The organism is Photobacterium lucens, from assembly GCF_009873615.1.
In the GTDB taxonomy this organism is placed as follows: domain Bacteria; phylum Pseudomonadota; class Gammaproteobacteria; order Enterobacterales; family Vibrionaceae; genus Photobacterium; species Photobacterium lucens.
Genome location: NZ_SSMG01000444.1, coordinates 1 through 22,621, shown reverse-complemented (window position 1 = coordinate 22,621; position 22,621 = coordinate 1). Strand labels below are relative to the sequence as shown.

Below are 22,621 nucleotides of genomic sequence, written 5' to 3'. Positions count from 1 at the left end.
CACTATTACAGTGCAGCCTTTTCACTAACATGAAGCATAAATATGTTTTCTATCAATGACGCTTTTTTAACACGATTTCCCGTTTAAAAGCGCTGGATAAAAGCACGCCACCCTTCAAGAACTTGTGCTAAATCTTCAAATCCACATACAGATAAACTTTCTTCATCATAAAAGTGCAGATCTTCTTCAAAATCTTCTTCTTCCTCTGAAAACAAACAATTAGCTTGAACTAATGCTTCATTATCTTGCAGAGAAAGGGTCAGCTCTTCACCGACTAAACGCCATTCTTGGCTACTATTTTTCATTGCACTAAGTTGATCCATGATCAGATCAAGCTTATCGGTATCTTTGCCTATCTCATCAATGATCCAGCGCCCCAGAACTTCATGTCCCATAGAAAAAATGGCGTGGTAAGTACCGTCCAAGGTATTTTTTTTAAATTCGTAATCCATACCTTTCGTTCCTCATAGGTGATCTTGTTGCGATGAAGCTGATAAATTGCCAGCCCTTACGCTTGTCGCCCATTGTCAGGATCTTCTCAATAAATGCAACTCAATAGCGCTATATTCAACAAATCGTGATACACCATAGAACAACAAAGAGAAATGTATTCAATCGGTTCGTATGAAAGGCCCAAATTATGAAAATTATTATTGCTCCTGATTCTTACAAAGAAAGCCTAACGGCAATGGAAGTGGCAACGGCGATTGAAAACGGTTTTCGCCAAGTAATACCGAACGCTGAATACACTAAACTGCCAATGGCTGATGGCGGAGAAGGGACTGTGCAATCCCTGGTTGATGCCAGCAACGGCACCATCATTGAGCACTCAGTAACCGGGCCGTTAGGTGAACAAGTCAATGGCTTCTTCGGTTTGATGGGTGACGGTAAAACCGCCATTATCGAAATGGCTGCTGCATCAGGTTTACACCTTGTTAGCCCAAATCTACGCAATCCAATGTTGACCACCAGCTTTGGTACTGGTGAGCTCATTCTTGCCGCATTAGATCAAGGCGTTAAACACATCATCATCGGCATTGGCGGTAGTGCCACTAACGATGGTGGTATCGGCATGGCGCAAGCATTAGGTATACGTTTTCTCGATGAAAATAATAAGCAAATTAGCTATGGCGGTGGTGCATTAGATCGCTTACACCGTATTGATATGAGCAATATTGATCCTCGCTTAAGATCTGTAAAGCTCGAAGTGGCATGTGATGTTGATAACCCATTGTGTGGAGAAAAAGGCGCGTCGCAAGTCTTTGGTCCTCAAAAAAGCGCAACGCCTGAAATGATCGCTCAGCTCGATAATAACCTTGCCCACTATGCTGAAATCATTAAGCGTGACTTAGGTAAAGATGTAAAAGACATGGCAGGCGCAGGAGCAGCTGGCGGTATGGGGGCTGCTTTGCTGGGTCTATTTAACGCCCAATTACGTTCTGGCATTGAGATTGTGATGGATGCCGTTAACTTAGCGGATGTGATCAAAGAGGCTGATTTGGTGATCACCGGTGAAGGCCGTATTGATAGCCAAACCACTCACGGCAAAACACCGATTGGTGTGGCACGTATAGCAAAACGTTTTAACAAACCTGTGATTGGCATTGCTGGCTCTTTATCTTACGACTGCAATGTCGTTCATGAACATGGTATTGATGCCGTATTCAGTGTGGTGCCACGCTCGGTTAGCCTAGCAGAAGCGCTATCAGAAGCAGCAATCAACGTTGAGCTAACCGCACGTAATGTGGCAGCGATTTATGCTCTAGCTCGCTAATACGAATAAGAAACAAAAACGCCTCGAACTTATCATAAGTCGAGGCGTTTTTTATTATTTAATCAGCGATTAGATACAATACTAAGCAGGCTGTTGAATGATCACTTCATCCGCTTTCTTAGTGTAATCTTCCATACGGTGGAAGTTTAAGTAACGGTAAGTATCTGCTGCAGTTGCATCAATTTGCTTTGCGTACTCTAGGTATTCTTCCTTCGTTGGAATACGACCTAAAATCGCACCTACTGCTGCAAGTTCAGCTGAAGATAGGTAAACATTAGCACCTGTACCTAAACGGTTCGGGAAGTTACGGGTTGATGTCGACATCACCGTCGCTTTATCTGCAACACGTGCTTGGTTACCCATACACAATGAACATCCCGGTGTTTCGATACGAACCCCAGCACGACCGAAGATACCGTAGTAACCTTCTTCCGTTAGCTGATCTTTATCCATCTTCGTTGGTGGTGCGACCCATAGACGCGTATCTAGCTGACCACCAAACTTCTCTAGCAGTTTACCTGCCGCACGGAAGTGACCGATGTTCGTCATACATGAACCGATAAACACTTCATCAATTTGTGTACCTTGAACGTCAGACAGTAAACGCGCATCATCCGGATCGTTTGGCGCACATAGAATTGGCTCATTGATCTCAGCCAAATCAATTTCAATCACGTGAGCATATTCTGCATCGCTATCTGCGGTCATTAGCTCAGGATTAGCTAGCCACTCTTCCATCGCAGTAATACGACGCTCAATGGTACGACGATCGCCGTAACCTTCAGAGATCATCCACTTCAGCATCACGATGTTTGAGTTTAAGTATTCTGCAATCGACTCTTGAGAAAGCTTAACTGTACAACCTGCTGCACTTCGCTCTGCCGATGCATCTGACAGCTCAAATGCTTGCTCAACCGTTAGGTGCTCAACACCTTCGATCTCAAGTACTCGACCAGAGAATTCGTTGATCTTACCTGCTTTCTCTACCGTCAGTAGACCTTGCTGAATCGCGTAATACGGGATCGCATGAACCAGATCACGCAGCGTGATCCCCTCTTGCATCTCACCTTTAAAGCGAACCAAGATTGATTCAGGCATATCCAACGGCATAACACCAGTTGCCGCAGCAAAAGCAACAAGACCAGAGCCTGCTGGGAATGAGATACCTAATGGGAAACGGGTATGTGAGTCACCACCAGTACCTACAGTATCAGGCAGTAGCATACGGTTTAGCCATGAGTGAATCACACCATCACCCGGGCGAAGTGATACACCACCACGATTCATGATGAAATCAGGTAAGGTATGGTGCGTATTGACATCAATCGGTTTTGGATAAGCTGAGGTGTGACAGAACGACTGCATCGTAAGCTCTGCAGAAAAGCCAAGACACGCTAAGTCTTTTAACTCATCACGAGTCATAGGACCGGTGGTATCTTGCGAGCCTACCGTTGTCATCTTAGGCTCACAGTAAGTGCCCGGACGAACACCTTCAACCCCACACGCTTTACCTACCATCTTCTGAGCAAGCGTGTAACCTTTACCGCTATCTTCTACTGCCACTGGCCGACGGAAGATTTCAGATGATGGTAAACCTAATGATTGACGGGCACGATCTGTCAGGCCACGACCGATGATCAATGGAATACGACCACCAGCACGAACTTCATCAATCAGTACATCAGTTTTTAGCTCAAAGGTAGACACAAGCTCATCGCTATCGTGACGACGTACTTCACCTTTAAATGGGTATACATCAATCACATCACCCATTGCCAGTTTCGTTACATCTACCTCAATTGGCAATGCGCCAGCATCTTCCATCGTATTGAAGAAGATAGGTGCGATCTTTCCACCTAGTACATAACCACCAGCACGCTTGTTTGGTACATAAGGAATATCATCACCCATAAACCAAAGCACTGAGTTCGTTGCAGACTTACGAGATGAACCCGTACCTACAACATCACCTACGTACACTAATTGGTGACCTTTTTCTTTCAGTGCTTCGATTTGCTTAATTGGACCCACAGAGCCTGCTTGATCAGGCACGATGCCATCACGCTCATTCTTCAGCATCGCAAGGGCGTGTAGTGGGATATCAGGGCGAGACCATGCATCAGGTGCAGGTGATAAGTCATCAGTGTTGGTTTCACCTGTCACTTTAAAGACAGTCAGGGTGATTTTTTCAGCCAGTGCAGGTTTTGATAAGAACCACTCAGCATCAGCCCATGATTGTAGAACTTGTTGAGCAAATGCATTACCAGCTTTCGCTTTTTCTTCTACATCGTAGAAAGCATCAAACATCAGTAACGTATGAGAGAGTGCTTTAACAGCAATCGGCGCAAGTGATTCATCATCCAGTAATGCAATTAAAGGTTCGATGTTGTAACCACCTTGCATTGTACCAAGCAGTTCAGCCGCTTTTTCTTTACTGACGAGTGGCGATTGCGCTTCACCTTTAGTGATAGCAGTAAGGAAACCGGCTTTCACATAAGCGGCTTCATCAACACCAGGGGGAATACGATTTTCTAATAAATCTAGTAGAACACTTTCTTCGCCTGCTGGCGGGTTCTTTAATAACTCAACAAGAGCGGCAACTTGTTCAGCATCCAATGGTTTAGCAACAACCCCTTCAGCAGCACGCTCTTCGACGTGTTTACGGTAGGCTTCAAGCACGACATATTCCTCATATTACGGCCTAGCTCTAGCGGCTAGACATCCTTGGAAGTAAATGATCTCTGGATTCTTATCAATCTTGTTTTGCCAAATACCTTCTGAGCAAAAACCATTTAGTAGAGATCAGATCTGTATAAACATCATACCATTTTTAACGTTAAGTTAAAAACTACTGCTTTTTTACAACATTCACATTTTAGAAAGAATCTTGTTTATAACTTCAATTCCAATTTCGCATTAAATATCCATTTTAGTGAGCTAATTCACTAAAGTTTTGCAACATACAAGCAGATACATAAATGCGTATTTTCACATTCACCGAAAAATGGCATTACCGTTACTCCTACGGTGAGATCATTGCTCATAAATATAAGTCGCTTTATGAACTACAAACATTTAAGTATCAAAACCAAACTGATACTCGCAATTACCCTTGCTGTATTAGCCTCAACCGCTTTAGTCAGTATCATTAGCCAAAGTAAGGTTCGTGATGCCATTTCCACTCGTATCTTAGATCTAGAGCTCCCTGCGATCCTGCATCAGATCCGAAACAATGTTGAAAAAGAAGTCACACAAATCCAATCTGCAGCCGAACAACTAGCAAATAATAGCTATGTCATCGAAAGCGTATTAAGCGATAAAGCACCACAAGATAAATCACGCTTAGTACAAGAATTACAAAACATTCAAAGCCAATATCATCTGTTAGATGTATCAATCGCTAACCGTCATAATGGCGACTACTGGAATCAAAACGGCTTTTTACGCCAATTAACACCACAGCAAGACCCATGGTTTTATGATGCAATTAAGAGTAATCAAGCCCGCACACTCAGCATTTTTAGAGAAAATAATGGTGAGGTAAAACTGTTTGTTAATTACCAACAAACCCACGGCGATACCCTTGCTGGCTTATCAAAATCGCTCAATAATATGGCAAGCTTTATTAGCCAATTCAAAATTGAAGAGACTGGATTTGTTTATTTAGTTGACGGTCGTGGCACAGTAAAGATCCACCGAGATAACAACATGATGCTAAATAACAACTCTCTCACCACATTGTTTAACTCTAACATCGCATCTAAATTATTAAATAAGCAAAGTTTCAGTGTGGTAGAAACCCTAAATAACAACGAAGAAGTGTTCTTAGCATCTAGTTATATTCCAGCCATGGATTGGTATGTCATTGGTGAGCTGCCGAAAAAAGAGGCCTATGCTGCACTCACCCACATTCGTAATCAAGTGATACTCCTTACCTGTGTTATTGCTGCGATTTTCATTGTAATTGCTATCTTCCTTGCCAGCAGTATTACTCGCCCGATCCAAAGACTAGCTGCAATGTTTAAAGACTTAGGTGAAGGTGATGGCGATCTACGCCACCGTTTAACAGTGGAAGGTAATGATGAACTTGCACAGTTATCAGCAGGCTTTAATGGCTTTATCGGTAAGATCCACCACTCGGTAACAGAAGTCGCCGAAACCGGTAACTCACTCCGCCAAGCTGCCGAATCGGTTGCTCATCAGGCACAGATGACACTAGATAATAGCCATAGCCAACGCGACCGAACCCTGCAAGTTGTCACCGCGATTAATGAAATGGGTGCAACAGTCAATGAAATTGCCAGCAATGCCGCCCTAGCTGCTGAATCTACCCAACAAGCAGAGCAACAAACCCATGATGGTCAAACTGTCGTTGGACAAGCCCGCAACACCATTAATCAATTGTCATCAGATATTAGCCAAGTCAGTGAAGTGATTGATTCACTGGCAAGCAATACCCAATCAATTGGCAGCATTTTAGATGTGATCCGAGGGATCTCAGAGCAAACCAATTTACTTGCGTTAAATGCAGCCATTGAAGCGGCACGTGCAGGTGAACAAGGTCGCGGGTTTGCAGTGGTTGCCGATGAAGTAAGAAGCCTTGCTAGCCGAACTGCTGATTCAACTGATGAAATTCAAGCAATGATCAACCGACTTCAACAAGAAGCTTCTAATGCAGTGACAGCGATGGAGCAAAGTCGTCAACTATCAGAAGATGGTGTCTCAGCATCAGATCAAGCATCTACCGCCTTAATTGCGATTTCTGAGCGCATTAGCTTAATTGCTGATATGAATACCCAAGTAGCTACTGCGACAGAAGAGCAATCAACCGTGGTACAAGATATCAATTGTAATATTGAAGAGATCAACGAAACAACCCAAATGACCGCAGATACCGCAGCACAACTGGCTGATTCAAGCCAAGCATTGCGTCAGCTATCGCAACGTCTGGATCATATGGTGAGTACGTTTAAGTTGTAATGGCGAACAACAAAATTGAGATAACAAAAAAGCGCCCTGAGGCGCTTTTTTATTGTCATAAAAAGTAGTAATTACTTCTTACGCTTAACTGCTTTTGCATTTGGAAGGTCAGTGATAGAACCTTCAAATACTTCAGCTGCAAGACCAACAGATTCGTGTAGTGTTGGGTGAGCGTGGATAGTTAATGCGATATCTTCAGCATCACAACCCATCTCGATCGCTAGACCGATTTCACCTAGAAGTTCACCACCGTTAGTACCAACGATAGCACCACCGATAACACGGTGCGTGTCTTTGTCGAAGATCATCTTCGTCATACCGTCAGCACAGTCAGATGCGATTGCACGACCTGATGCAGCCCATGGGAAAGTCGCAACTTCGTAGTTGATACCTTCTGCTTTCGCTTCTTTTTCAGTCTTACCAACCCAAGCAACTTCTGGCTCAGTGTAAGCAATTGAAGGAATAACTTTAGGATCAAAGTAGTGCTTCTTACCAGAGATAACTTCAGCCGCTACGTGACCTTCATGCACACCTTTGTGAGCAAGCATAGGTTGACCTACGATATCACCGATAGCGTGGATGTGAGAAACATTGGTACGCATTTGCTTATCAACATTGATGAAACCACGCTCGTCAACATTGATGCCCGCTTTCTCAGCATCAATCAGTTTACCGTTTGGTACACGACCGATAGCAACAAGAACAGCATCGTAACGTACAGGCTCAGCAGGCGCTTTCTTGCCTTCCATTGTTACGTAGATACCGTCTTCTTTTGCTTCAACTGCTGTTACTTTAGTTTCAAGCATCAGGTTGAATTTCTTCTCGATACGCTTAGTAAATACTTTAACGATATCTTTATCAGCAGCAGGGATCACTTGATCGAACATTTCAACAACGTCGATTTGAGAACCTAGTGCATGGTAAACCGTACCCATTTCAAGACCGATGATACCACCGCCCATTACAAGCAGTTTCTCAGGTACTTCTTTTAGCTCAAGCGCATCAGTTGAATCCCAAATACGTGGGTCGTGATGAGGAATGAACGGAAGTTCAATTGGGCGAGAACCCGCAGCTACGATAGCGTTATCGAAGTTAACAGTCGTTTGACCGTCAGCACCTTCAACAACAATCGTGTTAGGACCAGTAAATTTACCGTAACCGTTAACAACGTTAACTTTACGCATCTTAGCCATACCGCCAAGACCGCCAGTTAGCTGAGTAATTACCTTATCTTTCCACAGACGGATCTTGTTGATGTCAGTTTGTGGTTCGCCAAAAACAACGCCATGCTCAGCCATTGCTTTAGCTTCTTCGATAACTTTCGCTACGTGAAGTAGTGCTTTCGATGGGATACAACCCACGTTAAGACATACACCACCTAGTGTGTTGAATTTTTCAATTAGAACCGTATCTAGACCTAAGTCAGCGCAACGGAATGCAGCAGAGTAACCCGCAGGGCCTGAACCCAACACCACTACCTGGGCTTTAATTTCTTTACTCATTATGACCTCGTTGTAAGTCTTATATCCCTAACAAGCTATCAGGTAACTTTTACGTATTTATATACGTTTATCTTTCAGATGAATAACAAGTCTACAGACCTGTTAACAAGGTGAAAAATAAATTACCGCAGCCTGTGAGCTACACAACAATTCCATGCCTACGCACTGTAGGCATGGCGTTGTGGATGTGAAACCTTATAGTACTAAACGGCGAATGTCAGATAGACAACCATTTAGGTAAGTGATGAAGCGCGCACCTTCAGCACCATCAATCACACGGTGATCGTATGATAGTGATAGTGGAAGCTGTAGACGCGGTTCAAACTCTTTACCGTTCCATACAGGTTTCATTTCAGACTTAGATACACCTAGGATACCTACTTCTGGTGCGTTCACGATTGGTGTGAATGCAGTACCACCTAAGCCACCAAGGCTAGAGATAGTGAAACAGCCGCCTTGCATGTCAGATGCAGTTAGCTTACCAGCACGTGCTTTCTTAGAAACAGCCATTAGCTCTTCAGATAGCTCGTAGATACCTTTCTTGTTCACATCTTTAAATACAGGAACAACTAGACCGTTTGGCGTATCTACTGCGATACCGATGTTCACGTATTTCTTCAGGATCAAGCTCTCACCATCGTCAGATAGAGAAGAGTTGAATGAAGGGAATGCTTCAAGTGCTTTAGCAGCCGCTTTCATGATGAACACAAGTGGTGTGATCTTCATGCCAGAGTCTTTCTTCGCTTCAATCGCGTTTTGCTCTTTACGGAATGCTTCAAGCGCAGTGATGTCTGCGTTATCCCACTGTGTAACGTGAGGGATCATTACCCAGTTACGGTGTAGGTTTGCACCAGAGATCTTCTTAATGCGAGATAGTGGCTTAACTTCAGTCTCACCAAACTTGCTGAAATCAACTTTCGGCCAAGGTAGTAGACCAAGCGCTGCGCCATCGCCTTTACCTGATGCACCAGCACCAGACTCAAGACGCTTAAGTGCATCTTTAACGAAGTTTTGAACGTCTTCTTTAAGAACGCGGTTCTTACGGCCAGTACCTTTAACTTTCGCAAGGTTAACACCGAACTCACGTGCTAGACGGCGAACAACTGGTGATGCGTGTGCGTATTCGTTGTTTTCAACGAACTCACCTGTTGCTGCAGGTGCTTCAGCTTTTGCTGGAGCCGCCGCAGGTGCTGCTGCAGGAGCAGGCGCTGCCGCTTGAGCTACAGGAGTCGCTGCAGGTGCTGCACCAGCAACCTCAAATACCATGATTAGTGAGCCAGTAGAAACCTTGTCGCCTTCTGCGATCTTGATTTCTTTAACTGTGCCAGCGAATGGTGCAGGTACTTCCATAGAAGCCTTGTCACCTTCAACAGTGATTAGAGATTGCTCTTCTTCCACTGTATCGCCAACAGCGACCATGATTTCAGTAACTTCTACTTCGTCGCCACCGATATCTGGAACGTTAACTTCTTTCGCTGCAGATGCCGCAGGTGCTGCTGGAGCAGGCGCAGCCGCTTGAGCTACAGGTGCTGCCGCAGGTGCAGAGCCAGCCACTTCAAATACCATGATTAGAGAACCAGTAGAAACCTTGTCGCCTTCTGCGATTTTGATTTCTTTAACTGTACCAGCGAACGGTGCAGGTACTTCCATAGAAGCCTTGTCACCTTCAACAGTAATTAGAGATTGCTCTTCTTCTACTGTATCGCCAACAGATACCATGATTTCAGTACATTCAACTTCATCACCACCGATATCTGGAACGTGAACTTCTTTCAGTTCAGCCGCTGCTGCTGGAGCTGGAGCAGCAGGCGCTACTTCAGCCGCAGGAGCAGGTGCAGCGTCAGCTGCACCCTCGGCTTCGAAAATCATGATTAGAGAACCAGTAGAAACCGTATCGCCTTCAGCAACTTTGATTTCTTTAACGATACCCGCTTGAGAAGCAGGAACTTCCATTGAAGCTTTATCGCCTTCAACAGTGATCAGTGATTGCTCTTCTTCAACCTTGTCGCCAACGCTAACAAGGATCTCAGTTACTTCAACCTCATCCGCACCGATGTCTGGTACATTAATTTCGATTGCCATTTTTCTTTTGCCTCTTATGCGTATAGCGGGTTGATCTTGTCAGCGTCGATGTCGAATTTAGCAATTGCGTCTACAACTACAGAGCTATCGATATCGCCACGTTTAGCTAGTTCAGAAAGTGCAGCTACAACTACGTAACCTGCGTTCACTTCGAAGTGACGACGTAGGTTTGCACGGCTGTCAGAACGACCGAAACCGTCAGTACCAAGAACCTTGAAAGATTCTGATGGCATGAATGCACGTACTTGCTCAGCGTAGTTCTTCATGTAGTCAGTTGCAGCGATTGCAGGCTCAGAACCCATAGCAGTTGTTAGGTAAGGAACCTTCTTCTCTGCAGTTGGGTGAAGCATGTTGTAACGCTCACAATCTTGACCATCACGAGTCAGTTCGTTGAATGATGTTACAGAGTAAACATCAGACGCTACACCGTACTCTGCGCTTAGGATCTCAGCCGCTTTACGTACTTCGTTCATGATAGTACCAGAGCTCATTAGCTGAACTTTAGCTTTATCACCAGCGTGAGACTCAAGCTTATAAATACCCTTACGAATGCCTTCTTCAGCGCCTTCTGGCATTGCTGGCATTGCGTAGTTTTCGTTCATCACTGTTAGGTAGTAGTAAATGTTTTCTTGGTTCTCACCGTACATACGGCGGATACCATCTTGCATAATGACTGCTAGCTCGTAAGCGAATGTTGGGTCGTAAGAAATACAGTTTGGTACTGTGTTTGCAAGAATGTGGCTGTGACCATCTTCGTGCTGTAGACCTTCACCGTTCAGTGTTGTACGACCAGCAGTAGCACCTAATAGGAAGCCACGTGCTTGTTGGTCACCTGCTAGCCATGCCATGTCACCAATACGTTGGAAACCGAACATTGAGTAGTAGATGTAGAATGGGATCATTGGTAGATCGTTGGTGCTGTAAGATGTTGCAGCAGCAACCCAAGATGCCATTGAACCTAGTTCGTTGATACCTTCTTGCAGTACCTGACCAGATGTCGCTTCTTTGTAGAAAGAAACGATGCCTTTATCTTCTGGCGTGTAAGTTTGACCTTCAGGGTTGTAGATACCAACCTGACGGAACAGACCTTCCATACCGAATGTACGTGCTTCGTCACAGATAATTGGAACGATGTTCTTACCGATCGCTTTATCTTTAAGAAGAATGTTTAGCGCACGAACGTAAGCCATAGTCGTTGAGATTTCACGCTTCTGCTCAGTAAGTAGTGGCGCAAATGCTTCAAGCTCAGGCACTTGGAATTCTTGAGTAAACTTAGGATTACGCTTAGGTGTGTAACCGTGTAGCGCATCACGACGAGCGTGTAGGTAGTTAAACTCAGCAGAGCCTTCTTCTAGTTTTAGGTAAGGCAGAGACTTAATTTCTTCGTCAGAAATGAGATCTTGTAGACCTAGACGATCACGTAGGTATTGAACGTGAGTCATGTCCATCTTCTTAACACCGTGAGCGATGTTCTTACCTTCTGCTGCTTCACCCATGCCGTAACCTTTAACAGTCTTAGCTAGGATCACAGTTGGCTTACCGCTTGTTTCTTTTGCATTGTTAAATGCAGCAAATAGTTTCGAAGAATCGTGACCACCACGCTTCAATTCGAAGATTTGCTCATCAGTCATGTCAGAAACAAGTGCTGCTGTTTCAGGGTACTTACCAAAGAAGTGCTCACGTACGTATGCACCATCTTTAGATTTGAATGTTTGGTAGTCACCATCGATAGTCTCGTTCATAAGCTGTAGAAGCTTACCAGACGTATCTTTCGCTAATAGTGCATCCCAGTTGTTGCCCCAGATAACCTTAACAACGTTCCAGCCAGCACCTTTAAATAGACCTTCAAGCTCTTGAATGATCTTACCGTTACCCATTACTGGGCCGTCTAGACGCTGTAGGTTACAGTTGATTAGGAAACATAGGTTGTCTAGCTTCTCACGCGCAGCGAAAGAAATAGCACCACGTGATTCTGGCTCATCCATCTCACCATCGCCCAAGAACGCGTATACGCGCTGAGCAGAAGTATCTTTAAGACCACGGCCTTCAAGGTACTTAAGGAAACGAGCTTGGTAGATCGCAGAAATTGGACCTAGCCCCATAGATACAGTAGGGAACTGCCAGAATTCAGGCATTAGTTTAGGGTGTGGGTATGAAGGAATACCTTTACCATCAACTTCTTGACGGAAGTTATCTAGCTGCTCTTCAGTTAGACGACCTTCAACAAACGCACGAGAGTAAATCCCTGGAGAGATGTGACCTTGGTAGTACACTAAGTCGCCGCCATCAACGTCGTTAGGCGCACGGAAGAAGTGGTTGAAACATACTTCGTAGAAAGCAGATGCAGACTGGTAAGAAGCCATGTGGCCACCTAGGTCTAAATCTTTCTTAGAAGCACGTAGAACGATCATGATTGCGTTCCAACGGATGATAGAACGGATACGACGCTCTAATGTTACATCACCTGGGTATGCTGGTTCTTGTGCTGCAGGAATAGTGTTGATGTAGTTCGTTGTGATGCCAGTTGGCATATCAACACCATCTAAACGAGCTTTTTCTAACACTGTTTCAAGTAAGAACTGTGCGCGTTCTACACCTTCTTCACGAACGACTGATTCAAGCGCTTCTAGCCAATCTTGAGTTTCCAGTACATCCACGTCATTTTTCATGACTTCAGACATGCGATCTATCCTTTCGTTGATAATCTACTAACAATGTCGCGACTAGGTTAAGCAGTAAATTAGGGATGCTTTACTCTAGCCCGTCCTTGCGCTGTTGAATCCGACGAAGAGAGCGTTCACGTCTGCTATCTTCACGCGATAAATCCAACAAGGTTTCCTCGATGTAAGCCAAATGTGCGTGCGATGCTTCACGGGCCTTTTCTGGTTCACCAGAAACAATCGCCTGCACAATATTAGCTCGGTGCTTTCTTACTTTCTCCACCACTTCAGGTCGGCGGTTTAGGAGTTCGAAATTTTGTAATACGTTTTGCTCAAGCAATGGTGCTAAGCTGCGAATAATGTGTAGCAACACCACGTTATGAGCAGATTCTGTTACCGCAATCAGATATTGCATCACAGCAGAGGCTTCAGCCGGTAAATCCCCTTGCTGCTGCGCCTCTTGAATGCGCTGGTGACAATCTCGAATGCGGACAAAATCTTCGTCGTTACCTCGCAATGCCGCAAAATAAGAGGCTAATCCCTCAAGCGCATGGCGAGATTCCAATAAATCTAATTGTGTTTCCGGATGAGTCGCTAACAAATCCAATAAAGGCTCTGAAAAACTTTGCCACAACTTTTCTTTGACGAATGTCCCGCCGCCTTGACGACGAGTGAGCAAATGTTTTGCCTCTAAACGTTGGATCGCTTCACGAACGGATGGACGGGAAACATCGAATTGTTTTGCCAACTCTCGCTCTGGAGGTAATTGCTGACCCGGAGATAAAATCCCTTCTAGGATCAAGCGCTCCAACTCCTGCTCAATAGCATCGGAAAGCTTAGGTTGTTTAATGCGTTTATAAGTCATTGTTATCGACGCTTCTTGTATAAAACCCGTTTCATAAAGTCCGAATCATCGGATAATTGGTATTACCAATTAATTTATAGCAGCAAAGTGTACAGAAATAATCGAGGATGTCCACACACAACTTGATTGAAATCATAGAACGCAGGTGGTTTTAACAAAAATTTAAAAACCTGACTTATTACTAATACATTAGTCATTCAAAGCCAGATACAGGAAGGTAACGAAAAGTATGACAAATAAGAAGAGAAACGATGAAAATTGGTCTTACCAATTTGACCAATTTCCATACGTAAATAAAACTTTAGTCTAATAACTATGCTTTTAAAGCTTATTTTTAAAACGTAACCAGTCAAAAGACAACCCAGGATCCGTCTTGCGTCCTGGCGCAATAAACTCATGGCCTGTAACACGCTCTCGTGTAATTGCTGGATACCTAGACATCAACACTTGAGTTAACTTAGTTAATATTTGGTATTGTTCATCGGTATAAGGGATATTATCCGTCCCTTCTAGCTCAATACCAATCGAAAAATCATTGCACTTATCACGTTCTTCAAATTTTGATATTCCAGCATGCCATGCGCGTTGGTTAAACGGCACGAACTGCACTATCTCACCATCACGGCGAATCAAACAGTGAGCTGAGACGCGAAATTGATGAATGATCTCAAAATACGGATCATCGTTAGGATTTAATTTCCCCGTGAACAATTGCTCAATATAAGATCCACCAAACTTACCCGGCGGCAAACTGATGTTATGCACCACCAGCAACGACATTTCATCTGCAGGTCGAGTATCACAAAAAGGTGACGGTACACACCTTGCCGTTGTTACCCAATGATCATCATTAATCATTAACGTCATAGTTCACCTTCATCTCTATTGAGTCACTAAAATTAGATAGGAATATATACCCAACAGGTTTGAGTATAAACATCCAAACAATCACGGTTAACATGGGATTAACCCTTCTTTACTTTATCCCTACACTATCTCACGGTATGATTTAGCCATGATCCGCAGCATAGTTTAGCTGCAAAACCTGTAATGGATACCGCATTAGATATGGAACACAAACACGACAGCAGTGCTCGCCTTGCCTACCTGAAACAACTTCTACCTCTAGAAATCACTCGTACTGTTGCAGATACGCTACGTGAAGATCTTGGTGGCGAGATCGATCCTAACCTCGACATTACCGCAGGATTAATCCCAGCCGATAGCCAAGGCGTTGCGACCATTATTACCCGTGAACACGGTGTGTTCTGCGGCAAAATGTGGGCTGATGAAGTGTTTAAACAATTAGGTGGTGAAGTCACCATTAAATGGCACGTAGAAGATGGTGATGTAGTCGAGCCAAATCAAACCTTGTGTACCCTATCTGGCCCTTCTCGCATTCTGCTAACAGGCGAGCGTAATGCGATGAACTTTATCCAAACCCTGTCAGGCTGTGCCACCTTAACCGCACAATATGTTAAGCAACTGGAAGGCACTAATACTCGTTTGCTTGATACCCGTAAAACCATTCCAGGGCTTCGCAGCGCATTAAAATATGCCGTAACCTGTGGCGGCGGCTTTAATCATCGTATCGGTGTATTTGATGCGTACCTTATTAAAGAAAACCACATCATTGCCTGTGGCGGTATTAAACAAGCCATTACTACAGCCAAGCAGCTGAACCCAAACAAACCTGTAGAAGTGGAAACTGAAAGCCTTGATGAACTAAAACAAGCCATTGAAGCAGGCGCTGACATTGTAATGCTGGATAACTTTAATTTAGAGATGATGCGTGAAGCGGTAGCATTTAACGCAGGACGTGTGGCATTAGAAAACTCAGGTGATATTACCCTTAGCAATATCCGAGAGTGTGCCGAAACGGGCGTTGATTATATTTCGGTAGGCGCACTGACTAAACACGTCAAAGCCATGGATCTTTCCATGCGTTTCAAATAAAGGTGTTCTAAATAATACACTCAAGCATATAACTTGCACTAACAGAGTTATATGACCCTTTTATTTAAATGACACATCTATTTATAAAGAAAGAGAAGAATAACTACTGATTTTTCTCTTTCTATCTCACATCTTACTGAATTTTATAAAAATCACATGTAATTACGCGCGGTTACTCGCTTTGAATGTTGCAACTTATGCAACACTCAATATTTTTTTTTAACCCGCACCGAGCTATCTCTTTTTCGTTATTCACTCTAACAGTAAAGCCTCTATCCTGAACTTAATTCCATTCGCGAATTTATGAAGTTAACGCATTTATTATTTTGTTACTTAAGGACAGAGAAATGAAAAGACAACAAGGTTTTACGCTTATTGAATTGATGATCGTGGTGGCGGTTATCGGTGTGCTTTCTGCAATTGCGATTCCAGCATATCAAGATTACGTTAAAAAAGGAGCTTTAGCGTCAGCACTTTCCACTGCAACAGCACTAAAAACACCTGTAGAGCAATATATTGCTGATAATGGTTCATTCCCTGCAGATGATGCTACTGAAATTAAAAAACCTACATTTTCTTTAGGTAAAATTACATTAGCACCTGTTGATAATTCTCAGAATGGCTCTATCGAAGTTGAGCTAGAATCAACATCAGCTATAAATGCAACAGTGACATGGACAAAAACGGATGATGGTTGGGCATGTGCTCTTGCTGGAGATAATATATCTGGTATTACACTAAATGGCTGCCCACAAGCAGCGGCGCCAGAAGAACCAGCAGATCCACCGGCGGCAGGCTAATTAAGGAATGCAAACCAATCTCGCATCCATCTTAGCTCAAGCTAATCTCATTAGCCTAGAGCAAGAACAACAAGTGGTCGAGTTTGTGACGGCGGAAGGGATTAACGTCCCGACCGCCTTAACCCGTTTAGGAATATTAAGCGATGTAGATTTAGCCGATAACTTAGCGAATTTATTTGGGCTACAAAAAGTCGATGTTCACCACTACGACTATGACGGTTGCTGTCAAAGTGTTTACCAACGTGAATTAGTCCTACGTCATCGTGCCCTACCATTAACCCAAGATGCCAACAGCTTATTTTTAGGTGTCAGCGATCCTACCAACATGGATGCGCAAGACGAATTTCGTTTTGCAGTGGGTAAAACCGTTGAATTTCTAATTTTAGAAAACAAACAGTTAGAATCTGCCATTCGCCGTGTTTATGGTAGCGATATTGGTGAAACCAGCCATAGCAAACAAGTCAGTGACGCCGATTTAGGTGAACTAGTAGATATCAGCGATGCCGAACTTGATGAAGCGACCGATTTAACCCAAGACAGCGCCCCTGTTACCCGTTATATCAACCAAGTGTTATTAGATGCGGTACGTCGAAAAGCGTCCGATATTCACTTTGAACCCTACGAGCATAACTACCGTATTCGTTTTCGCTGTGACGGTATACTGCATCAGCACTTAACGCCACCAGCAAGTTTATCACGCCGTTTATCCACCCGTTTAAAGGTGATGTCGAAACTCAACATTGCCGAACGTCGCCAACCACAAGATGGACGTATCAAGTTAAAACTATCAGATACCTTAGCGATAGATTTGCGTGTATCTACCCTACCGACACTGTGGGGTGAAAAAGTGGTACTGCGGATCTTAGATAGCTCTTCAGCGAATCTTGATATCAATATTCTCGGTTACAACGATAAGCAAAAATCCGATTATTTAACCGCCCTTGAACGCCCACAAGGGATGATATTAATCACAGGCCCAACTGGTAGCGGTAAAACTGTTTCGCTTTATACCGGGCTAAATATTTTAAATACCGATGAGCGCAATATTTCTACTGCCGAAGATCCGGTAGAAATTAACCTACCCGGTATTAACCAAGTACAAATTAATCAGCAAGTAGGTTTAAGTTTTGCCGATGCGCTGCGTTCATTTTTGCGCCAAGACCCTGACATCGTGATGGTCGGTGAGATCCGAGATTTAGAAACCGCCTCTATTGCGGTAAAAGCCGCTCAAACCGGTCACTTGGTATTATCAACCCTACATACTAACTCTGCTGCTGAAACCATTACCCGTTTAACCAATATGGGGGTAGAAGATTTTAACCTCGCTTCATCGCTGAGCTTAATCATTGCCCAGCGTCTTGCCCGTCGTTTATGTAAAAGCTGTAAACACCCTCATCCGCTAGATGAAATCACTTGCCAGCGCTTAAACGTGCCACTCAATACCACGGTTTATCAAGCCAATAATGCAGGCTGTGATGATTGTAATAAAGGCTATGCCGGACGTGTCGGTATTTATGAAGTGATGGTATTTAGCCGCGAAATAGCCGAAGCCTTAATGGCGAATGCCACTGCATTACAACTGGAAGATATTGCTGTTAAACAAGGCATGCAGCGCTTAAAAGATTCAGGCGTCGAGAAGTTACTTGAAGGCGTAACCAGCCTGTCTGAACTGCAACGAGTGTTACAGCTTTAATAATAATTTTCTTTTGATATGGATATTAATAGAGAGTCCCGCTTATGAGTACAGCTGCCACTAAAATTCGCTACTACAACTGGCGTGGAACCAACCAAGCAGGGCGTAAAGTTTCAGGCACCACATTAGGCTTTCAAGAACAAGAAGTTCGCCAACAACTGCTTGAACAAAAGATCATTATTAAAAAAATAAAGAAAACATCACCTTCGATTTTGGCAAAAATGCGCGACCAAATGAAAGGGGAAGATATAACAGCGGTAACTCGCCAGCTTGCCACCATGATTGAATCCGGTGTTCCTGTTGTTCAAGCATTGCAGTTAATGGCGAGCAGTTATAACAAAGCTGAAATGCGCGCCACCTTATTGCAAATTACAACCCAAGTAGAATCGGGCGCTTCCCTTTCCAGCGCCATGCGCTCCAGCTCGCCACTATTTGATAAATTCTACTGTGATTTAGTCGCAACCGGTGAGCAAACCGGTCACCTCGGACAAGTCTTTGCCCGTATTGCGGTTTACCGTGAAAAAAATGAAGCAATGCGTAAAAAAGTTATCAAAGCCATGATTTACCCATCCATGGTTATGCTAACGGCTGTGCTGGTCACTGTTCTAATGCTGGTTTTTGTTATCCCGCAATTTGCGCAGATATTTTCAAGCTTTGGTGCTGAATTGCCTTTCTTTACCCAAATCGTCATGCATGCGTCAGATTTCCTTATTGCCTATGGCACCTACATGGCAATAGGTATTGCATCAATTGTTTTTCTCTACCGTTATTTTTATAAAAAATCGGACGATTTTCGCTATAAATCCAATAAGTTTGTATTAAAACTGCCTATCTTTGGTGATGTATTACTCAAAGCCACCATTGCCCGTTTTGCCCGCACTTTGGCAACCACTTTTATGGCAGGTATTCCGCTGCTATCAGGCATTCAATCAGCAGGGAGAACCTGTGGCAACTTATACATTGAAAGAGCCATTGAAGAAGTTTATGAAAGTACCGCTGGCGGCATGCCATTGTATTTAGCCCTACGTCAGTCAGGCGTTTTTCCAGAACTGATGCTGCAAATGGTGATGATCGGGGAAGAATCTGGTGCGCTTGATGACATGCTTAATAAAATGGCGCAAATCTATGAAGCCGATGTCGATAATACCGTTGATAACCTTGGCCAAATTTTAGAACCGTTCATTATCATAATTCTAGGTGGCTTGATCGGTGGCTTACTGGTGGCGATGTATATGCCAATCTTCACCTTAATGAGCGTTATCGGTTAATTCTTTTTTACTTATCTCCCCTTCCATCGGCTAGGATCACCTAGCCGATTGCCTTACAATAACTTCATCATTTTTAAGAGATCCTCTCATGGCAGTACTTGATTATTACCCTTGGCTTTACCCTCTTTTTGCCGTTATTTTTGGTTTGCTTGTCGGTAGTTTTTTAAATGTGGTGATCTATCGCTTGCCTATCATGATGGAGCGTCAATGGCGTAAAGAATGCCAAGAGTGTTTTCCTGAAATCAACGCAGAGCAAGACGACAGCGTATTTAATTTAAGTTTGCCACGTTCACGCTGCCCGCACTGTAACCACGCTATTAGCGCACTAGAAAATATTCCTGTGATCAGTTGGCTCGTACTCGGTGGCAAATGCAAAGAATGCAAAGCACCGATCAGTAAGCGCTACCCTGCCATTGAGTTACTAACAGCAGCTATGAGCTTAACCGTATCATTGATGTTGCCACCATCATGGTGGTCACTGGCAGTGATCTTTTTTACCTTCGCATTAATTGCACTAACTTTTATCGACATCGATAAAATGCTACTGCCCGATCAAATCACCTTACCATTAATGTGGGCGGGTATCTTGTTGTCAGTAGTTGGTATTAGCCCTGTATCGTTAACCGATTCAGTGATCGGTGCGATGGCAGGTTATTTATCGCTATGGAGTGTGTTCTGGGTATTTAAACTGCTAACTAAAAAAGATGGCATGGGCTACGGTGACTTCAAACTACTTGCCGCATTAGGTGCATGGCTTGGTTGGCAATTACTGCCTTTCGTTGTGTTATTATCATCTCTTGTCGGTGCGCTATGTGGTCTTGTATTACTTAAGATGCAAGACGCTGATAACCAAACCCCATTCTCATTTGGTCCTTACCTTGCGATTGCTGGATGGATCGCAATGCTTTGGGGCGCACCAATCATCAACTGGTATTTAACATCATACTTAGGAATGTAATTAATGAGCCTTGTTATTGGCCTAACAGGTGGTATTGGTAGCGGTAAAACTACGGTTGCTAACCTTTTTGCAGACACCTACGGCATCGATATTATTGATGCTGATATTGTCGCTAGAGAAGTGGTTGAACCCAACACCTCTGGCCTAAACGCCATTATTGAAAAGTGTGGCAAAGAGATCTTACTTGAAGATGGTACGTTAAATCGTGCCAAGTTACGCGATGCTATTTTTAGCCAACCAGAGTTAAAGGCATGGCTGAATAATTTACTTCATCCATTGATCCGCGAAAAAATGCAGCAAGACATCAACCAAAGTCAATCCCCTTATTGCCTTTTGGTTGTGCCACTGATGGTGGAAAATAATCTGCAAACCATGACTCACCGTTTACTGGTTGTTGATGTGGACGAACAGGTACAAATAGAGCGTACCCAGCAACGTGATAATGTCTCGATTGAGCAGATCAAAAACATTTTAGCGAGCCAAGCTTCTCGCGAGCAACGACTTGATGCCGCTGATGATGTCATCACTAACAATGGTGATAATAAAGCCCTTGTTTCGCAAGTAGAGCAACTTCACCTGCAATATCTCAAAATGAGCCAAGATCAGTAGTAATATTTTGTCTAACCACTGATAATTCTTATTCTTAACTTGGTTCCTGTTTGGTAATCCCCTTATGCAAACTTCGCAAATCACGCGCTATGAACACCCTTTAACGGAGAAAGTCCGTATCTATTTACGTCTTGATTATCTCTTGCGACAAATGCAGCACAGCAGTAACCAAAACGATCCATGGCAATATAAAATCTTCTTTAATGCACTGTTTGATTTGCTAGAGATCCTTGATCAAGTCCAAGTCAAAACCGATCTAGCCAAAGACATTGATAAACAGCGCCAACAACTCAAAAGCTGGCTCAATATCGATGGTGTCGATGAATATGCACTGCAGCAAATGATCGATGCCATGGAGCAAGCCCACAAAGCCCTTATTTCATCACCACGTTTAGGTCAAAGCCTGCGTGAAGATCGTTTCCTTTCTAGTATTAAACAACGCTTTTCTATCCCTGGTGGTAGCTGTTGTTTCGATCTTCCTTCACTGCATCACTGGCTACACCGGCCTAATGAAGAGAAGCAAAGTGCGATGAAAGCATGGCTTGGTGAGTTAGACGAACTGCAAGATGCCTTAAACCTGTGGCTAAAATTGATTCGAGAAACAGCACAATATAAAACCCATCATGCCCGTAATGGCTTCTTTCAATACGATGCTGAAGATGCCTGTTTACTAAGGCTAGAAATTTGCGCTGAAGACGGCGTTTATCCTATGATATCGGGACACCGTAATCGCTTTGCGATCCGTTTTTCACCTTTTACCGAAGGTGAACCTGTTGCAAGTGATCTTGAATTCAAACTAGCTATTTGCTGAGGTTTTTGTGTCTCAATCTACAACCAATACCAACGACAATATCACTGTCGTGAAATGTCCAACCTGTAAAACTGATGTGGTATGGGGTGAGCAGAGTCCATTTCGTCCTTTTTGCTGTAAGCGTTGCCAACTTATCGATTTAGGTGAATGGGCAGACGAAGAAAAATCAATTCCAGGCGCACCAGATCTATCTGATTCTGATGGCTGGTCTGAAGATATGGGTTACTGATCACATGGATAAAAAGCAAATTTGGATTGCTGCGGGCATTATTTTAGATAGCGATAAAAAGCATATCTTTATTACTCGACGTGCAGATAAAGCCCATCAGGGTGGATTCTGGGAGTTTGCAGGCGGTAAAGTCGAAGCAGGCGAAACGGCAGAGCAAGCAGTGATCCGTGAATTACACGAAGAAGTCGGTATTGAAGCAACAACGGTAGAACCTTTTATTGCCCTTGCTCATGACTATCCCGATAAATCACTAAAGTTTGATTTCTTTCTTATTCACCAATTTAATGGTGAAGCTTTTGGTAAAGAGGGACAACCGGGCGAATGGGTAGCAATTAACCAACTCGCTGATTATGCCTTCCCTGAAGCGAATACGCCTGTACTTGAAAAAATCCAACGCTGTTTCGCTTAATCATTTACTTACAAATAAATAAGTT

General features: G+C 43.6%; 18 protein-coding genes. 11 read left to right on the top strand and 7 right to left on the bottom strand.

Annotation, left to right across the window (positions count from 1 at the left end):
* Window positions 1–83 precede the first annotated feature (83 nt).
* Window positions 84–452: a YacL family protein gene (locus tag E5A76_RS18155; RefSeq protein ID WP_053988080.1), complete on the bottom strand. Its 369-nt coding sequence runs from the start codon at window positions 450–452 to the stop codon at window positions 84–86.
* A 188-nt stretch (window positions 453–640) separates the two neighbouring features.
* On the opposite strand from E5A76_RS18155, the gene E5A76_RS18150 reads away from it, so the two are divergent.
* Window positions 641–1,774: a glycerate kinase gene (locus tag E5A76_RS18150; protein WP_161119778.1), complete on the top strand. Its 1,134-nt coding sequence runs from the start codon at window positions 641–643 to the stop codon at window positions 1,772–1,774.
* An 81-nt stretch (window positions 1,775–1,855) separates the two neighbouring features.
* On the opposite strand, the gene acnB is transcribed toward E5A76_RS18150, so the two are convergent.
* On the bottom strand, window positions 1,856–4,453 hold the full coding sequence (gene acnB, locus E5A76_RS18145; protein WP_161119777.1) for a bifunctional aconitate hydratase 2/2-methylisocitrate dehydratase: 2,598 nt from the start codon (window positions 4,451–4,453) through the stop codon (window positions 1,856–1,858).
* A 381-nt stretch (window positions 4,454–4,834) separates the two neighbouring features.
* Between acnB and E5A76_RS18140 the strand changes: the two genes are divergently transcribed.
* Entirely contained in the window at window positions 4,835–6,754 is a 1,920-nt protein-coding gene (locus tag E5A76_RS18140; RefSeq protein WP_161119776.1) for a methyl-accepting chemotaxis protein, read from the top strand.
* Window positions 6,755–6,825: 71 nt separating this feature from the next.
* Here E5A76_RS18140 and lpdA read toward each other — a convergent pair whose 3' ends face one another.
* From lpdA to ampD, 5 genes are all read right to left on the bottom strand, one after another.
* On the bottom strand, window positions 6,826–8,256 hold the full coding sequence (gene lpdA, locus E5A76_RS18135) for a dihydrolipoyl dehydrogenase (protein ID WP_008987928.1): 1,431 nt from the start codon (window positions 8,254–8,256) through the stop codon (window positions 6,826–6,828).
* Between the two features lie 195 nt (window positions 8,257–8,451).
* Window positions 8,452–10,338, bottom strand: coding sequence for a pyruvate dehydrogenase complex dihydrolipoyllysine-residue acetyltransferase (gene aceF, locus E5A76_RS18130; RefSeq protein WP_161119775.1), 1,887 nt, complete (start codon window positions 10,336–10,338; stop codon window positions 8,452–8,454).
* A 14-nt stretch (window positions 10,339–10,352) separates the two neighbouring features.
* Window positions 10,353–13,019, bottom strand: coding sequence for a pyruvate dehydrogenase (acetyl-transferring), homodimeric type (gene aceE, locus E5A76_RS18125; RefSeq protein WP_053988075.1), 2,667 nt, complete (start codon window positions 13,017–13,019; stop codon window positions 10,353–10,355).
* Between the two features lie 70 nt (window positions 13,020–13,089).
* The gene (gene pdhR / locus E5A76_RS18120; protein ID WP_008987925.1) at window positions 13,090–13,863 is read right to left on the bottom strand and encodes a pyruvate dehydrogenase complex transcriptional repressor PdhR; all 774 of its coding nucleotides are present in this window, start codon (window positions 13,861–13,863) and stop codon (window positions 13,090–13,092) included.
* 321 nt (window positions 13,864–14,184) lie between these two features.
* Window positions 14,185–14,730, bottom strand: coding sequence for a 1,6-anhydro-N-acetylmuramyl-L-alanine amidase AmpD (gene ampD, locus E5A76_RS18115; RefSeq protein WP_161119774.1), 546 nt, complete (start codon window positions 14,728–14,730; stop codon window positions 14,185–14,187).
* 201 nt (window positions 14,731–14,931) lie between these two features.
* On the opposite strand from ampD, the gene nadC reads away from it, so the two are divergent.
* The 9 genes from nadC (at window position 14,932) to mutT (ending at window position 22,596) form a co-directional block, all read left to right on the top strand.
* Window positions 14,932–15,819, top strand: a complete 888-nt coding sequence (gene nadC / locus E5A76_RS18110; RefSeq protein WP_161119773.1) for a carboxylating nicotinate-nucleotide diphosphorylase — start codon at window positions 14,932–14,934, stop codon at window positions 15,817–15,819.
* Between the two features lie 347 nt (window positions 15,820–16,166).
* Complete coding sequence (locus tag E5A76_RS18105) at window positions 16,167–16,619, top strand: pilin (protein WP_161119772.1); 453 nt, start codon at window positions 16,167–16,169, stop codon at window positions 16,617–16,619.
* A gap of 7 nt (window positions 16,620–16,626) precedes the next feature.
* Window positions 16,627–18,312: a type IV-A pilus assembly ATPase PilB gene (pilB, locus tag E5A76_RS18100; protein WP_161119771.1), complete on the top strand. Its 1,686-nt coding sequence runs from the start codon at window positions 16,627–16,629 to the stop codon at window positions 18,310–18,312.
* Between the two features lie 44 nt (window positions 18,313–18,356).
* Complete coding sequence (locus tag E5A76_RS18095; protein WP_061014207.1) at window positions 18,357–19,580, top strand: type II secretion system F family protein; 1,224 nt, start codon at window positions 18,357–18,359, stop codon at window positions 19,578–19,580.
* Window positions 19,581–19,668: 88 nt separating this feature from the next.
* Complete coding sequence (locus E5A76_RS18090) at window positions 19,669–20,538, top strand: prepilin peptidase (protein ID WP_161119770.1); 870 nt, start codon at window positions 19,669–19,671, stop codon at window positions 20,536–20,538.
* A gap of 3 nt (window positions 20,539–20,541) precedes the next feature.
* Entirely contained in the window at window positions 20,542–21,147 is a 606-nt protein-coding gene (gene coaE, locus E5A76_RS18085) for a dephospho-CoA kinase (RefSeq protein ID WP_161119769.1), read from the top strand.
* 64 nt (window positions 21,148–21,211) lie between these two features.
* Window positions 21,212–21,958 carry a cell division protein ZapD gene (zapD, locus tag E5A76_RS18080; RefSeq protein ID WP_161119768.1) on the top strand — a complete coding sequence of 249 codons (747 nt, stop codon included), beginning with the start codon at window positions 21,212–21,214 and terminating at the stop codon, window positions 21,956–21,958.
* 7 nt (window positions 21,959–21,965) lie between these two features.
* Window positions 21,966–22,187 carry a DNA gyrase inhibitor YacG gene (yacG, locus tag E5A76_RS18075; protein ID WP_045063164.1) on the top strand — a complete coding sequence of 74 codons (222 nt, stop codon included), beginning with the start codon at window positions 21,966–21,968 and terminating at the stop codon, window positions 22,185–22,187.
* Between the two features lie 4 nt (window positions 22,188–22,191).
* Entirely contained in the window at window positions 22,192–22,596 is a 405-nt protein-coding gene (gene mutT, locus E5A76_RS18070; protein WP_045068518.1) for an 8-oxo-dGTP diphosphatase MutT, read from the top strand.
* Window positions 22,597–22,621 lie beyond the last annotated feature (25 nt).

Coding starts and splice junctions, on each gene's coding strand:
- E5A76_RS18155 (WP_053988080.1), bottom strand. CDS start 452: ATGGATTACGAATTTAAAAAAAATACCTTGGACGGTACTTACCACGCC.
- E5A76_RS18150 (WP_161119778.1), top strand. CDS start 641: ATGAAAATTATTATTGCTCCTGATTCTTACAAAGAAAGCCTAACGGCA.
- E5A76_RS18140 (WP_161119776.1), top strand. CDS start 4,835: ATGAACTACAAACATTTAAGTATCAAAACCAAACTGATACTCGCAATT.
- lpdA (WP_008987928.1), bottom strand. CDS start 8,256: ATGAGTAAAGAAATTAAAGCCCAGGTAGTGGTGTTGGGTTCAGGCCCT.
- aceF (WP_161119775.1), bottom strand. CDS start 10,338: ATGGCAATCGAAATTAATGTACCAGACATCGGTGCGGATGAGGTTGAA.
- aceE (WP_053988075.1), bottom strand. CDS start 13,019: ATGTCTGAAGTCATGAAAAATGACGTGGATGTACTGGAAACTCAAGAT.
- pdhR (WP_008987925.1), bottom strand. CDS start 13,863: ATGACTTATAAACGCATTAAACAACCTAAGCTTTCCGATGCTATTGAG.
- ampD (WP_161119774.1), bottom strand. CDS start 14,730: ATGACGTTAATGATTAATGATGATCATTGGGTAACAACGGCAAGGTGT.
- nadC (WP_161119773.1), top strand. CDS start 14,932: ATGGAACACAAACACGACAGCAGTGCTCGCCTTGCCTACCTGAAACAA.
- E5A76_RS18105 (WP_161119772.1), top strand. CDS start 16,167: ATGAAAAGACAACAAGGTTTTACGCTTATTGAATTGATGATCGTGGTG.
- pilB (WP_161119771.1), top strand. CDS start 16,627: ATGCAAACCAATCTCGCATCCATCTTAGCTCAAGCTAATCTCATTAGC.
- E5A76_RS18095 (WP_061014207.1), top strand. CDS start 18,357: ATGAGTACAGCTGCCACTAAAATTCGCTACTACAACTGGCGTGGAACC.
- E5A76_RS18090 (WP_161119770.1), top strand. CDS start 19,669: ATGGCAGTACTTGATTATTACCCTTGGCTTTACCCTCTTTTTGCCGTT.
- coaE (WP_161119769.1), top strand. CDS start 20,542: ATGAGCCTTGTTATTGGCCTAACAGGTGGTATTGGTAGCGGTAAAACT.
- zapD (WP_161119768.1), top strand. CDS start 21,212: ATGCAAACTTCGCAAATCACGCGCTATGAACACCCTTTAACGGAGAAA.
- mutT (WP_045068518.1), top strand. CDS start 22,192: ATGGATAAAAAGCAAATTTGGATTGCTGCGGGCATTATTTTAGATAGC.